The organism is Brevibacillus borstelensis, from assembly GCF_036700025.1.
GTDB classification, from domain to species: domain Bacteria; phylum Bacillota; class Bacilli; order Brevibacillales; family Brevibacillaceae; genus Brevibacillus; species Brevibacillus borstelensis.
Genome location: NZ_CP144922.1, coordinates 2,477,596 through 2,492,131, shown reverse-complemented (window position 1 = coordinate 2,492,131; position 14,536 = coordinate 2,477,596). Strand labels below are relative to the sequence as shown.

The 14,536-nt window shown below is 53.6% G+C and carries 15 protein-coding genes; 3 read left to right on the top strand and 12 right to left on the bottom strand.

From position 1 onward, the window contains the following. Nucleotides 1-101: 101 nt before the first annotated feature. The 8 genes from V5G20_RS11675 to V5G20_RS11640 form a co-directional block, all read right to left on the bottom strand. Nucleotides 102-920 carry a CBS domain-containing protein gene (locus V5G20_RS11675; protein WP_003386101.1) on the bottom strand — a complete coding sequence of 273 codons (819 nt, stop codon included), beginning with the start codon at nucleotides 918-920 and terminating at the stop codon, nucleotides 102-104. Then, nucleotides 917-1,270 (bottom strand): hypothetical protein, encoded by a 354-nt coding sequence (locus V5G20_RS11670; RefSeq protein WP_003386102.1) that lies wholly within the window; start codon nucleotides 1,268-1,270, stop codon nucleotides 917-919. Before V5G20_RS11670 ends, V5G20_RS11675 begins: the two co-directional genes overlap by 4 nt. A gap of 28 nt (nucleotides 1,271-1,298) precedes the next feature. Continuing rightward, nucleotides 1,299-2,027 carry an EAL domain-containing protein gene (locus V5G20_RS11665; RefSeq protein ID WP_003386103.1) on the bottom strand — a complete coding sequence of 243 codons (729 nt, stop codon included), beginning with the start codon at nucleotides 2,025-2,027 and terminating at the stop codon, nucleotides 1,299-1,301. A gap of 346 nt (nucleotides 2,028-2,373) precedes the next feature. Then, on the bottom strand, nucleotides 2,374-2,658 hold the full coding sequence (locus tag V5G20_RS11660) for a hypothetical protein (RefSeq protein WP_003386104.1): 285 nt from the start codon (nucleotides 2,656-2,658) through the stop codon (nucleotides 2,374-2,376). Between the two features lie 217 nt (nucleotides 2,659-2,875). Further along, on the bottom strand, nucleotides 2,876-3,661 hold the full coding sequence (locus V5G20_RS11655; RefSeq protein WP_051925549.1) for a C39 family peptidase: 786 nt from the start codon (nucleotides 3,659-3,661) through the stop codon (nucleotides 2,876-2,878). 67 nt (nucleotides 3,662-3,728) lie between these two features. Then, nucleotides 3,729-4,079 carry a YolD-like family protein gene (locus V5G20_RS11650; RefSeq protein ID WP_003386106.1) on the bottom strand — a complete coding sequence of 117 codons (351 nt, stop codon included), beginning with the start codon at nucleotides 4,077-4,079 and terminating at the stop codon, nucleotides 3,729-3,731. Beyond that, nucleotides 4,076-4,516, bottom strand: a complete 441-nt coding sequence (locus tag V5G20_RS11645; RefSeq protein ID WP_003386107.1) for a hypothetical protein — start codon at nucleotides 4,514-4,516, stop codon at nucleotides 4,076-4,078. Before V5G20_RS11645 ends, V5G20_RS11650 begins: the two co-directional genes overlap by 4 nt. Continuing rightward, nucleotides 4,513-5,754: a DNA polymerase IV gene (locus V5G20_RS11640; protein ID WP_024982902.1), complete on the bottom strand. Its 1,242-nt coding sequence runs from the start codon at nucleotides 5,752-5,754 to the stop codon at nucleotides 4,513-4,515. Before V5G20_RS11640 ends, V5G20_RS11645 begins: the two co-directional genes overlap by 4 nt. A gap of 241 nt (nucleotides 5,755-5,995) precedes the next feature. Here V5G20_RS11640 and V5G20_RS11635 point away from each other — a divergent pair, with 241 nt between their 5' ends. Beyond that, a complete protein-coding gene (locus V5G20_RS11635) occupies nucleotides 5,996-6,493 on the top strand; it encodes a GNAT family N-acetyltransferase (RefSeq protein WP_024982903.1) in 498 nt (165 codons plus the stop codon). Nucleotides 6,494-6,751: 258 nt separating this feature from the next. Here V5G20_RS11635 and V5G20_RS11630 read toward each other — a convergent pair whose 3' ends face one another. From V5G20_RS11630 to sdaAB, 4 genes are all read right to left on the bottom strand, one after another. Continuing rightward, nucleotides 6,752-8,347, bottom strand: a complete 1,596-nt coding sequence (locus tag V5G20_RS11630; RefSeq protein WP_003386112.1) for a hypothetical protein — start codon at nucleotides 8,345-8,347, stop codon at nucleotides 6,752-6,754. A 284-nt stretch (nucleotides 8,348-8,631) separates the two neighbouring features. Continuing rightward, nucleotides 8,632-10,686 (bottom strand): ATP-dependent DNA helicase RecG, encoded by a 2,055-nt coding sequence (gene recG, locus V5G20_RS11625; protein WP_024982904.1) that lies wholly within the window; start codon nucleotides 10,684-10,686, stop codon nucleotides 8,632-8,634. Further along, nucleotides 10,687-11,574 (bottom strand): L-serine ammonia-lyase, iron-sulfur-dependent, subunit alpha, encoded by an 888-nt coding sequence (gene sdaAA, locus V5G20_RS11620; protein WP_003386114.1) that lies wholly within the window; start codon nucleotides 11,572-11,574, stop codon nucleotides 10,687-10,689. A 26-nt stretch (nucleotides 11,575-11,600) separates the two neighbouring features. Next, nucleotides 11,601-12,266 carry an L-serine ammonia-lyase, iron-sulfur-dependent subunit beta gene (gene sdaAB, locus V5G20_RS11615; protein WP_024982905.1) on the bottom strand — a complete coding sequence of 222 codons (666 nt, stop codon included), beginning with the start codon at nucleotides 12,264-12,266 and terminating at the stop codon, nucleotides 11,601-11,603. A 471-nt stretch (nucleotides 12,267-12,737) separates the two neighbouring features. Between sdaAB and V5G20_RS11610 the strand changes: the two genes are divergently transcribed. Together V5G20_RS11610 and V5G20_RS11605 are read left to right on the top strand one after the other, a co-directional pair. Next, the gene (locus V5G20_RS11610) at nucleotides 12,738-13,238 is read left to right on the top strand and encodes a hypothetical protein (protein WP_052259638.1); all 501 of its coding nucleotides are present in this window, start codon (nucleotides 12,738-12,740) and stop codon (nucleotides 13,236-13,238) included. Between the two features lie 2 nt (nucleotides 13,239-13,240). Beyond that, the gene (locus V5G20_RS11605; protein WP_031932947.1) at nucleotides 13,241-14,476 is read left to right on the top strand and encodes an amidohydrolase family protein; all 1,236 of its coding nucleotides are present in this window, start codon (nucleotides 13,241-13,243) and stop codon (nucleotides 14,474-14,476) included. Nucleotides 14,477-14,536 lie beyond the last annotated feature (60 nt).

Below are 14,536 nucleotides of genomic sequence, written 5' to 3'. Positions count from 1 at the left end.
CTGGCAAGTCAGGCAACATTGCCTTGGATTGGTGTTTTCTATGTAAAGAAACAGGCCCATTTTCTTGAAAAAGATCGAATCCCCTCTTCCTCTCCCCGCCCCTACCGGTTTATACTTGCCGCATATTCTTCCTTGAACTGTTTATTGTACGACGAGATCAGACTCACCTTTCGCAGCAGCTCCTTTAAGCTATGGCTGAAAAAATCCGGCTCCTTGCATCCGTCCACATGTCCGACAGCAACCGATATGGATACTCCTTCAAGCACCATTGGCCGTCCGATCTCCTCGAGATATTCCTCTACTTGCTCTTGATCCGCTAACGATATCAGCACAAATTCATCGCCAGCATACCGGCACAAATAGTCGTATTTCTCCTTGGCGAGCGCGGAAAGCCGTTGAGATAAAGTCCGAATCACGTCATCGCCAAATGGATGGCCGTATTCTTTATTGATTCGACCGAAATCGTTTATGTCCACAAAAATCAGGTGGAACGGCTGACGCTGTTTGAGGAACTCCTCTCCAATGTACTGTATATAGGGAGCCCGGTACAAGCCTGTATGCGAATCCATGAACTCAGCCAGCTTTCGCATCACTTCTTCGCGAGTCACCAGCCCCTTCATCTCTGTCTTGTCCATGACGAGAATCCGTTCAATCTGATTCTCCGTGAGCATGCGATAGGCGTCCCAAATGTCGTGATCGGGACTGATCGTGACGGGATTGGGAGTCATGGCATCTGCTACGATCCGATTGGGATGGGATGATCGGACATCCCGGGAAGTGATGATTCCCTGTACCTGGTCGTGATCGACTACAATCAGCGACCCGATCTTCCATTCATTCATTTGCTCCGCCGCATAGGAAACACTTCTTCCCGACGTAATGGTGTGAACGGAAGTAGTCATGATTTCGGAGACCTTCATGACAGATCCACCTCGCGCTGAACAGAAACAGCGATTTTCAACTCAGAGCGAAGAACCATCGAATCGCTGATCATGTTTTCTGCTTCCTCCAGAATAATGTTCATCAACACATCTCTATCCAGCATCTGCATCAGCGAATTTCGGATGAGGACAGCCTCAATTCTCGGATGATCTATCTTCACCAAAGTAAATTGCTCCGGCGAAAGCGCCTCTGCCATCCGCCTGACGGCCTCTGGCCCAATGGGGGCTTTTCTTCCTACGATTAAGAGATCCTGCATCGGCGGAACCTCGAATTCCGAGATTCGTAGAGAAAGCGTCGCTTTCCGGGAATACACGTTTCTGTCACTCATCACATATTTCCTCCAGTATGTACACTTTTCATGAATATCGATTCAGTCGTCCCGGTTTCCCGAGGTAGTAGCCCTGACCGGTTTTTACGCCGAGGCTCGCGGCGCAGCAAAAATCCTCCTCGCGCTCAATCCCTTCCAAAATAAGCTCAGCTTCATCCCGGCAGTACTCAACCAAAAGCTGTACGATTTTTTGTTTCTTTCCTGAATGGGCCAAGCCATCTGAAAAGAACTTGTCCATTTTAATAAAATCAGGGGAGATCTCGACAATCTTGCGAAAGGTTGTCGCTCCTTCTCCGACGTCATCCAGCGCGATCTTGAAGCCGATCTTTCTAAGCATGGCGATTCTTCTCGTAAACAGCGGGTTCAGCCATATTTTTCGCTCTACGATGGATTCGTTGATTTCCAGAACAATTTTGCTCAGATTGGGACGAAACCTGCTCATGATGCCATCAATAAATGCCGGAAACTGATCCTCCACGATCGTAGACGGATAAATGTTGACAAAGAGAAACTCTCTTTTTTCCTGCCTCTGCTGGGGCATGAAAAAAACAGTCAATGCCTGTGAAATAGACAGGGTATCCAATTCAAATAACTTATTCTGTTCAGTCGCCTTTTGGAACAATGCTTCAGGGCCGATAGGGGATACGCTGCGAATCAGCGCTTCATATCCTATAACCTTTTTTTCCGGAAGGTGACAAATCGGCTGGAATACGTGGTAGAATCGTCGATTTTCAATAAATTCTGCTATGCTCTCCATCGTCTTACCTTCCTTACATGTTTGATTAAAATGATCGTACCCTGCACCCTCTTCAAACGGACACGCCAGCTGGTTGTACAACCAGCCCGATCATCTATTTAGGTAAATAGACTCACTATTCACAAAGAGTCCTTTTGACAAATAGCTCCATTATCCCTAATTATTCGCTAATTTTTACCTAATTCCTTTTCTTTTTTATGTAATTTGAACTACCTGATTATTTTTTTCTGTTGGCAAGGATATTTTTATGGAGTAAACGCTTTCTTTTGAGCGCAAAAAAACCTTTCCCCAGCCGACTCTCGGTGAAGAAAGGTTCGTTCTTGTCGATTTTGTTTGGCTTGCGGTCTTACGTCGTCAGGTTTCCGCTTGCCTTGCTCTTTGTGACGATGTGATGGCCGACGGGCAACCCCCGCTGCTGCAGCTCGTCGGACGTGAAAATTTGGAGCGTCTCACTTTTGCATGGCATTGGCATCAGGCCGCCGAGAGGGCTCATCACTCGCCCGTTTGTGTCTGTCTCGATCACGACGTACAGCCCCTTGCTCTCCAACTGCTGGATAAAGTCAGTCCAGCGCTTGGCGGTCATGTGCCCCACGTGCTTCGTGAAAATGACACCCATTTCTTGTGCTAACATGTACAATCCCCTTTGGTTCCCATCAAGTTTGATCAGTTAAGACATTCTAACGATACAAGGAAACATTCCCTTCTGGCAAAATGCGTTTTGAACAATAATCTGCGAAAAAATCCGGTTTTTCCCCGCTTATCGTTTTTAAGACCCTTCCCTCGTCACCGCACACAACTTTTCACCGCGGGCCGCTGTTTTTCGCTGTTTGTCCTTGTCCTCCCTATTTTTACCGATAGGTGACCGCTTGTTTTCCCAATGCTTCCCAACTGTTCTTCAGCGCCTGGTGAGCTACTCTCCGCTGTTTTTTTACTGTCAGCGGATCGTTGACATAGGCGTAAGTCTCATCGTATCCGACCAGCAGTACGGCATGCTCGTCAAAAGGAACCACGATCTGTTTGCCGTCGCTGTCCCAGTACTCCCACTCAGTCGGCGGCGTAAAGTCTCCGGTCGCCCATATGACTACGGGATACCCTGCGGCTACACTGTCCAGCAGCGTCTCGTAGCTTTCTCCAGTCAGATTGACCGTCCGCTCCCCCATATAATGCCGAAGCAGTTCCTCCAGCGGTTTATTGTAGACGGCAAAGCCTTTTTTCTTTCCTGTCATATCCCCGACAAAACCTTCAGCCGGATCCCCCCATTTTTTGATATCGCCATTTTGCTGAACGATCCGTTCCGGGTCCTTTTTAACTTGCCGGGCCAGTGTCATTTTATCTACGGAATGACCGGCATGCTGCAGCAGCATCGCCAAGCTCGTCACCTCGCAGCCGTTCTTTAATTCCGGATTTTGCGCGATAACGGGAATATCCAGCATCGCTTGAGCGGGTCTGGCTGTATTTGTATGCAAGGCCAGCCGCGGTGCCGGAATCGCTGATTGTTCGCTGCTTGGGTGCTTGCTGCTTAGTCGCTCGCTGCTTGGAACAGGCTGGGATTGTTCGGTTTGCGGCGCTGCTGCACCGCATCCCGTCAGCAAAACTCCCCATGCCGTCAGAGTGGCAATGGCCGTTTGTCTCACGGAATTGATCCCCTTCGATTTTATCCACAGGATGCCCTGGAGTCGTGCAGTCCATGTACAGACTCTCTCAGGAGATCGCTTCCAGCTCTACCGCAAGCAGGCTGGAAAAGGGAATCCAGACGGTCTTCTTATCCGTGTGCAGCTTTATCTTTTTTAATGCCTGATCGACGTGGGCGATTTTCCCCGCCAAACCGCAAGCACTTTTTCCATCGTAATACGTCAGCACGACACCCTGACCTGTTTGCAGTGCCTCCCAGATACGCCCGCTTATTTCAGCCATCTGCTCCTCGTCGAGCCCAGGCGGCACATAACGAAGCTCTTCCGCTTTGATCCTGATGTACATCTCACGGTGCTCCGGCAGCACAAAACGGCTTGCCACAAACAAATTATCCCGTTTGGAAACGCGCTTTTCCCTCATGTCCTTCTCTCCTCTTTGCTGACTGCGCCTTGTTCTTCCTCTCGCCTCTGAAACATTGCTCGCGGTTCATCCGCAAAGGATTTCGGCCTTGCCGTCATCCAGGAGCGGGCCAATTCCTGACACTCGGAGCGAAGCACTTCGATGGAATAGACCGCTTCCCTGACATATCCGCGATGTCGGTACTGTACCACATAGGTGCCATCCTGCCGGGTCGCCGTCAGCAAAATGCAGCCCATCTGCCGAAGCCGGCGCCGCAACTGATGATGCTCCCGCTCTGCCCAGCGGGACAGCTCCTGAAAAAACCAGTCGTACGAAATTTTGAAGGGAACGGTCCGCCCCTTTCCCATATCGACCATCGCAACCCGAAACAACAGGCCAAACAACACGTACAAGCGGACCAGTTCTTGCTCTTCCTCAGCGTCCTGCCTCTCCGTCATTTATAGTGCCCCCCGATCTTGCGAGCACGCTCACGAGCCTGCCCGGCTCCCGACATGGAAGCGGCACGCAAAATCGCATCCGCTCCGTAGCGATTGCGGATATCGTCTACAGCTCGGGCAAGTGAACGCTGCTTCTGAGTATCGGTAAAGAGGTTGAGCTGAACCACGTTGTCAGGCACCAGCTGCTCCAGACTGACGCCGACGCTGCGAACAGGGGTTTCCTGCCAGTGCCGGTCAAACAGGCGGCAGACAGCTTCGTAAAGCGTCATCGCGTCATTGGTCGGCTCCGGCAGCTTGAGCTGACGTCCAAATCCTGTCGGCACGTCAAAGTCGGCTCCCCGGCATCCAACCGATACCACCCAGCCCATCAGCTCTTTGCTGCGGGCCCTGCGGCATACCTCTTCACACAGCTCAAGCAGCACCACCTTGATGTCAGTAGCTGTATGGTAGTCGCGCGGCAGCGTCATGTGGTGACCGATCCCCTTCTGGGTATCATGCGTACGAGGCGAAACGGGCGAGTCATCCATGCCGTGCGCCGTACGCCACAGCACCTCCCCATTGACGCCCCAGCGCCGGGTCAACACAGCGGGCGAGAGCTGCGCCAGCTGCCCGATCTGGTATACGCCCATGCGATGAAAATGCCGTTTCATCCGCGAGCCTACTCCAAACAATTTTTCAATCGGCAGCTTCCAGAGCGTCTCTGCAAGCTCCTCCCGCTTCAGCCAGAAAATGCCTTCCTCCCGCTTCTTGGCGAAATTGTCGCACGCCATTTTGGCCAGCACCTTGTTTTCTCCAATACCGACCCGTGAATGTACTCCTGTTTCCAAGCGGATGCGCCGCTGGATCTCCTCTGCGATTTTCCACGGACCTCCAAACAGCCGGACACTTCCCGTCACATCCAAAAACTGCTCGTCGATGGAATACGGCTCCACCAGATCGGTAAACGACTCGAATATGCGAGTAATTTGTACAGCCACACGGATATAGGTCTCCATCCTCGGGCGAACCACGACCAGATGGCGGCACTTTTGCTGAGCCTGCCACAAGGCTTCTGCCGTGGTGACGCCGTACGACTTGGCAATCGGGCAAGCAGCGAGGACCACCCCGCTTCTTCGTTCGGGATCGCCTGCTACGACGATCGGTTTGTCGCGCAGCTTCGGCTGAGCCGCTTTTTCGATACTGGCATAAAAGCTCTGCATGTCAGCGAGAAAAATAATCCGTTTGTTGTCATGAGCCATTACAACCATCCCCTGAATAGGAACAAACGTTCCCGTTTCATTTCTGTTCTTATTATAGCAAACAGATGTTCGCTTTTATACCATGTACTTTTAAAAAAGGGCTGGAAATTGAAGGAAGTCGCCTGACAGGAGAGAAATTAGTAAGCATCAAAAGCGAAGGAACCGGTGGAGCGCCCGGATGGACATCCCGTAACGAGCAGCAAGCCGGATCAGGAGCTTCACGAGCAGAAAGGAGAAAAGGATGGACATTCGTCTGCGTCCCACTGCATTGGCAGATATACCGTATGTATACGAAACCGAACAGATGGAGGAAAACCGCGCTTACATCCTGCCGTGGGAGAGCACGCGGCATGAGCAGTCTCTCGCAAACCCGGATATCCGCCATTTGATTGTAGAAGATGCGAAGAAGGGGAACAGCGTGGGATACGTGATCCTGGCCGGACTGGCCAATCCGCACGCGAGTATCGAATTCATGCGGATTACCATCTCCGAAAAAAGAAAAGGATACGGGCGCAAGGTGCTGCAGGAGATCAAAAGGCTGGCTTTTGACGAGTGGGGGGCCAACCGCCTCTGGCTGGACGTCAAGGAGGAAAATCGACGAGCGCTTCAGCTCTACCTGTCGGAAGGCTTTATCATGGAGGGAAAATTGCGGGAGTGTCTCAAAACGAACGATCGGTACGAATCGCTGATTGTCCTCTCCATGCTGGCACGCGAGTACAAAAGCTGGACGCAAACTTGACTGAACGGAGTTATACGCCAAAAGCAAAGATAATGGTGCAAAAGATGAAGGTGCAAGGAAACGCAAGCCGGGAAGAAAAGGAAAGTGGAGACTCTCGTGCTTGCAAAATGCTTGCCGGGTGGTGGAATTAGCGAATATAGCACCATCCGCTAATTCCACTTGCCGACCGTTTTTCTCGTCTTGCAGAATTCAAGCTGGTCTTCACATAAGAGGTGCGCTGTCTACCAAACTGTCTCCATCTGGGAAAGGCTTTCCTGCTCAGTGCGGCTGAAGGTCGCCGCTGCTCAGCAAGTACAGCCACTGACCGTCAGCGCTTGCACCGATAAAGCTGATTCCGAAGGAGAGGTCTGTGATCAACGTGTCCGTCTTTCGCTGGTCAGCGTCAAAAGCCATAATGTCCATCGCGACCGCGTGCCCTTCCGCGTTCTCTTTATGTCTCGCAAACAAATACCGGTGACTGTTTGGGAGCCACAACCCTTCTCCCTGGAAATCCATCAGGTGCTCCTTTCCTTTAAACAGCCCCGCATTCCAATACATCTGATACATCCCGTCATCGGTTTGCGTATAGCCAGCCCAAGCATCTCTCGGAACAGGCGGGTTCCACGCGCTGACCTTTTCCGTCTTCCAGTCATAGCGGTAACGCAATTGGTCGAAGGAACTACGGCTCTGCCGCATCGCAAAAGTGAACTGCCGCCCGTCATCATCAAAGGAAATGGGGATGACATCTCCGTACATTTCATCGATAGGCACAAAGCCTTTCAGCGCACCGGTCAACCGCTGCTTTTCTCCGGTTTCCAGATTCAGCAGCAGCAGGTCCAGATTTTGCTCCTGGTCTTTGGGCCCTACAGCCATGATCAGCTTTTTTCGGTCATGGCTAAAGTCGGCTCCGTGAACGAATTCCCCTATCTCGACGGGAACCGCAGTTTCACTGACAGGCATGTTTTGCCCCTCTTGCGGTGCCGCATAAAAAAAGCCGCGCCGGTCGGCAACAAATGCGCCTTCCCCCCGGTAACTGGTGGTCAGCTCCACTGGATAGCGAGTCAGCTCGTTCGTCTGCCTGTCATAGATCCCGTACAGGAGGGGATGCCGCGCGTCGCATTCGCAATATTCCGTATACCGCCTCAAGAGCAGATATCGCTGCTCAGGGTCGAGAAAAGAGTCGCTATGATACGAGCCGGGATACCCGCTGATCTGCTCCCGCACCTTTCCATCCAGGCTCACCTTCCACAATTGGTTGGGAGCAAGAACAACAGCCAGGAAGCCAGGGGGTTCCGACAGAACATGGCCGCTGGCGGTGCGTGCGCCTTTTACATCCAATACATACTCCTTTATTCCGTCTTCCGGCTGTACTCTCGTCCTGGGTGTCGCCCGGAGGTGAAGCTGTTTATCATGGACCCAACGGAACTCCAGGTCGGGCTCGATAAACCATTCCTCGGCAGACGCCTTCTCTTTTATCCGCGATTCAATCGCTTCTACCACACTGCTTCGGTCCATCGCCTGACGAAAGAACAACGTAAATGTCTGCGGTCCACTACCAACCGGAGTCCTGATCGGAGATTGCAGTACCGGCTCCTCATCCAGTCGGATCACAACATCTGCTTTCATCGATGCATAGTCAAACGGAATCTCTGCTGGATTCCACTCGGCGGAGGAAGGCGTTGGCGGATGCCCGGAGGAGGAATTCGGGGTTGTCCCCGGAGTTGTACTCCCAGGTGGCGCTTGTGATTCCGGCTGTTGATTTCCGCCGCTGCCGGATGGCGGTGTGCCTGTGCTTGCGGCAGGAACACATCCGGTTAAAAGCAATGTGCCTGCGAGAAGCAGCGCGAATGCCTGTAAGCGTTTCATCTGAACCATGATTTCGCTCCTTTGACTTCTTAACAATATTTCCCTGTAAGACGTAGGAAAGCGTGTTTCGTTTCAGCCATACGGCCGGGACTGGTGGGAATTACAGCGGAATTGGCTTGAGTTGGCAGCATCACAACTCATCTAGCATCACAACTCATCTTATGCTGTCCCGCTTGTTTGATCCTTCGATAAACAAAGTTCATTCCAACAAAAAACGCCCTTCCGAGTCCATTCACTCGAAAAGGCGCAGTCGTCTAGCTGCCTTCTGTCCGGGACGTTTTGGCTGACGACGATCAATCAAAGACGATCCCGTCCAAAACACCTTCCCGCTTCAGATAACTGCGAAGCCAGACGTATTCCTTGTTTTTCCAAAACTCTTCCTTCTCTACCAAAGCAGCCGTCTCCTGGCGAGCCACTTCCAATGCCTTGAAATCGCTCATCAGATCGGCCACCTTAAATTCAGGCAAGCCGCTTTGCTTTGTCCCGAAAAAGTCGCCGGGACCGCGCAGTTCCAAATCGCGGCGCGACAGTTCGAAACCGTCTGTCGTTTCGCACATAACGCGCATCCGCTCTTTTCCGATCTCCGATTTGGGATCGGCGATCAGCACGCAGTACGATTGCTCCGAGCCGCGGCCAACACGGCCTCTGAGCTGATGCAGTTGGGCAAGCCCAAACCGCTCCGCATCATAAATGATCATGAATGTCGCGTTTGGGACGTTTACCCCTACCTCTACCACGGTCGTCGAAACCAGCACCGCATACTCCCCGGAAAGAAAGGCCTGCATCACCGCATCCTTTTCCTTTGCTGGCAGGCGCCCGTGCATAAGACCGACCCCGTACTCAGGAAATACCTGCGAGAGCTGAGCATGAACGTCAATCGCATTTTGCACGTCCAGCTTTTCCGACTCCTCGATCAACGGGCAGATGACATACGCCTGCCTGCCTTTCACGAGTTCCTCTCGCATTTGCTCCAGCACCTGGTGAAACTGCTCATGCTTTTTCCACGTAGTCTCGATCGGCTTGCGCCCCGCCGGCATCTGGTCGATCGTGGAGACATCCATGTCACCGAAGGCGGAAATCGCCAGCGTGCGCGGGATCGGTGTGGCCGTCATGAACAACACGTCGGGAGTAAGGCCTTTGTTTCTCAAAATGCGCCGCTGCTCCACCCCGAAGCGATGCTGCTCGTCCGTGATTACCAGGCCGAGCTTTGAGAAAAACACATCCTCCTGAATCAGGGCATGAGTCCCGACAACGACGTCAATCAAGCCCATCTGCAAGGCTCCGATCACCTCGCGACGCCGTTTGGCTGTAAGCGAGCCGGACAGCAGCGCCACCTGGATGCCGTGCGGGGAAAGAAGCCCTGTCAGCGACTGGACGTGCTGCTCAGCCAAAATCTCTGTCGGCACCATCAAAGCGCCCTGAAAACCCGCTTTGACTGCCGCAAACAAAGCGATGGCCGCGACTACGGTTTTTCCCGAGCCGACGTCCCCTTGAAGCAGCCTGTTCATTGCGTACGGCGAACGCATATCGGTGAGAATCTCCTTGATTACCCGCTTTTGTGCATCCGTCAGCGGGAACGGCAACGACTTCACAAAGGTGCGCAATTCCTCCATCGGAATTTGCAGAGCCGTCCCTTCTGTCTGCTCCCGGGCAATCCGGCGAAGCGCCTGCATTTTCAATTGGAATAAAAAAAGCTCTTCAAACATGATCCGCCGCCGCGCCTGGCGTCCGTTCTCGGCATCCTGCGGAAAATGGATCGACCGAATCGCGTCAGGCCGGGGCATGAGCCGGTAGCGACTGACGATATCGGCCGGCAGAATCTCCGGGATTTGCTCGCCGTACTGGCGAAGCGCCTGCTGGATCGTTTTTCGCAAAAGCGTATGGGTCACATCTCCGCCGAGCGGATAAATGGGTGCCAGTTCCCCTCTCTTTTGTGCCCGGTCGGAGTCGGTTTCGGTCATTTCACTGACGGTGATTTGCAGCTTGTGCTTGTCCCACTTTCCGGTCACGAGAATTTCTTTTCCCGGAGAGAGCCTGCTTTTCACGAATGTCTGGTTGAACCAGACCGCCGTCACCACCACTCTGTCCATGACCAGCTTGACGGAGATACGCGATTTTCGCTTGCCGTAAAAGCGAACAGAGGGTTCGCCGTAGACCGTGCCTGCCAGCGTTACCCTCTCTCCGTCCTTCACCTCTGTCAAATCGCGGACGCGGTAGTCCTCATAGCGGCTCGGGAAATACTCCAGCAGCTCCCCCACAGTCTCAATGCCCAAACCTGCGAAAGCTTTGGCCCTCTCCTCGCCTACCCCATGCAAGAGCGAGACGGGCGCGTCGTACCATTCGTTCATTTACTTTTTCTCCAGCTGCACACCGAAGATTTTGGCCTCGATCTGGCGTCCGGTCTGCGTCGCGGCCAAACCTCCCTGTGCTGTTTCCTTGAGGGTAGTCGGCATGGAGCAGCCAATCCGGTACATCGCTTCAATCACTTCGTCAGTCGGCACCACACTCTTGATCCCTGCAAGCGCCATATCGGCAGCTACGGTTGCGATCGCGGCCCCCATCGCGTTCCGTTTGACACAGGGAACCTCTACAAGTCCGGCCACGGGGTCGCAAACGAGACCGAGCATGTTCTTCAGGGCGATGGCGACAGCCTGAGCCGACTGTTCCGGCGTACCGCCTGCCATCTCGACAATCGCAGCGGCAGCCATCGAGGTCGCCGAGCCCACTTCCGCCTGGCAGCCGCCGGCAGCACCGGAAATAAACGCGTTATTGGCAATGCAGTAGCCAATCGCTCCGGCAGTAAAGAGGTAGTTGACCATCTCCTCGCGCGTCGGCTTCAGCTTGTCTGATACGGCAAACAAGGTACCTGGCACAATTCCGCAAGCACCTGCCGTCGGCGTAGCCACAATCGTGCCCATCGCCGCGTTTACCTCGTTCACAGCGACCGACATGGAGACGGCATTGAGCAGGGTGGGGCCAGACAGAAACGGCTTTGTGCGCATGTACTCCTGCAGTTTTTTCGCATCGCCGCCAGTCAGTCCGCTGTGCGAACGGATGTCTTCCGTCAGTCCGCGCCGGACGGCTTTTTCCATCACGTCCAGATTCGTGTACATATCCGTTAAAATGGCCTCGCGAGTCCGCTGGGAAACCTCCATCTCCGCCTCAATCATCACCTGCGAAATTTTTTTCCCTTGGGACTCAGCCAGTTCTACCAATTCTGCTACGTTGCGAAACATGTCCTGTTCACTCCTCTCCTCCCGCTTTACTGTAAAGAAAGCAGTGAGACATCAAAAATATACGGGATGTTCCCGATTTCCTCCAGCACCTCTGGCAGGACGACAGAATCCGTCTCGATCGCCATCAGCGCGCGTGACCCGCGGTCGTGCCGGGAGACTTCCATCAGTCCCACGTTGATTTTATGCTGCGTGAGCACCTTGGCTACGCCGGCGATCATTCCGAAGCGGTCTTCGTGCAAAACCATCAGTGTCGGCGTATCGAAGCCAAGCTGGAAGGCAAAGCCGTTGAGCTTGGTTACCTCGATCTTGCCGCCCCCGATGGAAACACCGACTACCTCCACATCCTTCTCATCGTCGCTCAAGCGAATCCGCGAAGTGTTCGGGTGACCGGTCAATTCTTCGGAAGTGTTGATCACAATATCGATACCCAGGTCTTTGGCAATCTGCAGGGAGTCCTTCAGCCGCAGATCAAACGTATCAAAATCAAGAATGCCCGCGACTGTCGCGACATCGGAGCCATGCCCTTTATACGTTTTGGCAAAGGAACCGTAAAACGTGATCTCCGCTTTTTTCGGTTGTCTGCCAAAGAGCTTGCGGGCTATCCGCCCGATCCGGGCAGCACCGGCTGTATGGGAGCTTGAAGGTCCGACCATGACTGGACCGATAATGTCAAATACACTTTTATATTTCACCCGGTTCTCCTCCTGAATGCAAAGGGGTTCTCCACCTTGAAAGGTTCACTCTCATTTTATCTTACCGCCTCTGAAAGCGCTACAGGTTCCTCTCATTGAAACTGGGCCATCACCCATTCCTGCGGCAGCTCATATACTGCAGCACGGAGCATGATTGTGCAAGCGCGATTTGACCAGGAAAGGAGCGAGCAAGATGAGCGAACGGAAGGACCCCGGAAGAAGAAAATGGACAGGCGTGGAATATCTCGGCATTTTCCTTGTTTTGTCGTCTCTGGCTTCCCTGTTGTTCTGGCCGCATGCGCTGGCCGGCCTGTTCGATGCCATTATCAAAAAAGTATTTCCGATTGTTGTCGACATTTTCCTCACGGGGGAAGTGGGAATTGCCGTCATTGTCAGCGTCATCGTCGGAAGGATGCTGGAACGGCTCGGGTTTACAGATGCGCTGTTCCGCGTATTTGCTCCTGTCATGAAATGGCTGTCCATAAATCGGAGCTTCCGCGTTTTACTCCCGGCACCGCTTACCTCAAAACGGTCTTTGACGCTGCCAAAGAGGGAACGGAACTGCTCTTGCTGGTCATTATCCCCGCGGTTGCTGTCGTATTTGGGGTCATCGGCCTGTTGGAATACATTGGCGTTTGGCAACCGATCGAGAACGCTTTTACCCTGCTGCTCTCCGCTTTGAGCATCGAGCCTGCGACAGGCATGCTGTCCCTTTTGGCCAGTCCCACGCTGGCGATGGCTGAGCTGCAAAAAATCGCCGCGAGCATCGACCCGCGCCTTGCTGTCGGTTCCTTTGTCCTCGCCTCCTCGGGACTGCCCTTGTCAGTGATCTTCGGACAGGTTCCTGCGACATGGGCGGCCCATTCCGACTTGACGGAGCGTGAAGCGATGGCAGCCGCTGTCATCGGCATGCTCATGCGGCTCGTCACTGCTTTTGTGATCGGATACTTTGTGACGCCTTGGGTGGTGTAAACATGAGCGGAACGTATATGATCAGGGCCAAGAAGCTGGTGACCGTAACCGAAAAAGGCAGTATCAACGACGGAGCCATGCTTGTGAAAAACGGGCTGATCGCTGACATTGGCCCCTGGGAGAAGCTTTGGGTAGAGCATCGGGCGAATGGAGTGGCTTTGCTCGACTGCCGGGACTGGGTCATTGCCCCTTCGCTGGCGGACTGCCATACCCACCTTTTGGAGTTCGCTCCCGGATCACTGTTTCCGGTAACGGAAGAAACACATGGAGCCGCCGGCATGTCGCTTCTGCTCAAGGCACTGTCCTGCGGGATTACGGCCCTTGGGGAACAAATTTGCGGGCATCCAAAGTGCGGCTTCGACCTCGCTTTTTATCGTCGTCTCGCTTCCTTTGTGCCCATCGATGTCTGCTTTTCTCTGTCCAGTATCTCGATTGGATTTTCGCAGCTTGCTCATTTTACTGCGGCTACCGGCCCCCATCCGGTCGAGAGGGAGCGCTTAGCTGCCCCTGAGATCGTGCACGTGCTGGCGGGCGAGAGCGAATACCCAGGAGAGAATCTGTTTCTCAACGCCACACCGGCCAATTTCAAGCCGGAGGAGGTCCCTCGGGCGGGCGAGATCATTTATGAACAGAGCGAATTGACCCGGGTCGTCGATGCTTTCCACCGATCGGGCAAATCGATTGGCGTTCATGTCGGCGGCGAAGAAGCGATCCGTATGGCCCTTGCTGCAGGAGTGGATGTGCTTCATCACGCTCACGGGATTACCGAGCAGCAAATTATCGAAGCTGCCCAAAAGAACATAAAAATAGTCGCGACTCCGCTGGGCGGCACACATGAACTGCCGAATTCCCCGGAGCAAATCAGCCGCTTGGTTCAGGCCGGGGTGACCACCGCCATTTCTACCGATGCCTACTTGCCTCCACACGAGCAGGCCTCCTGGCTTTCTTTTCCGGATCGGGAATTAAAGGGGCCGGAGACGCTGATGGCCATCGCCCAGCCTGCGATGAAGCTTTTGCAAAAGCAAGGGTATGGGGAAAACGAGATCCTCTCGCTCATCACCCGCAATCCAGCAATGGTCCTTGGGAAGGAAAAGCGCTACGGCAGTTTGGGAAAGGGACTGGAAGCGAATTTTCTGGTGACAGCAGGTGTGCCTGGACTGGAGATAACCTCCGAAGAGGACATCAGGCAGGTGTACTATCGCGGGGTGAAGGTAATTGATCGTATCGGAGAAGGCTGATTGAGCTGGTAGCGCAGAACCTCATCCCGGTATGGGAAGGGAAACAGGCAGAAGAGACAG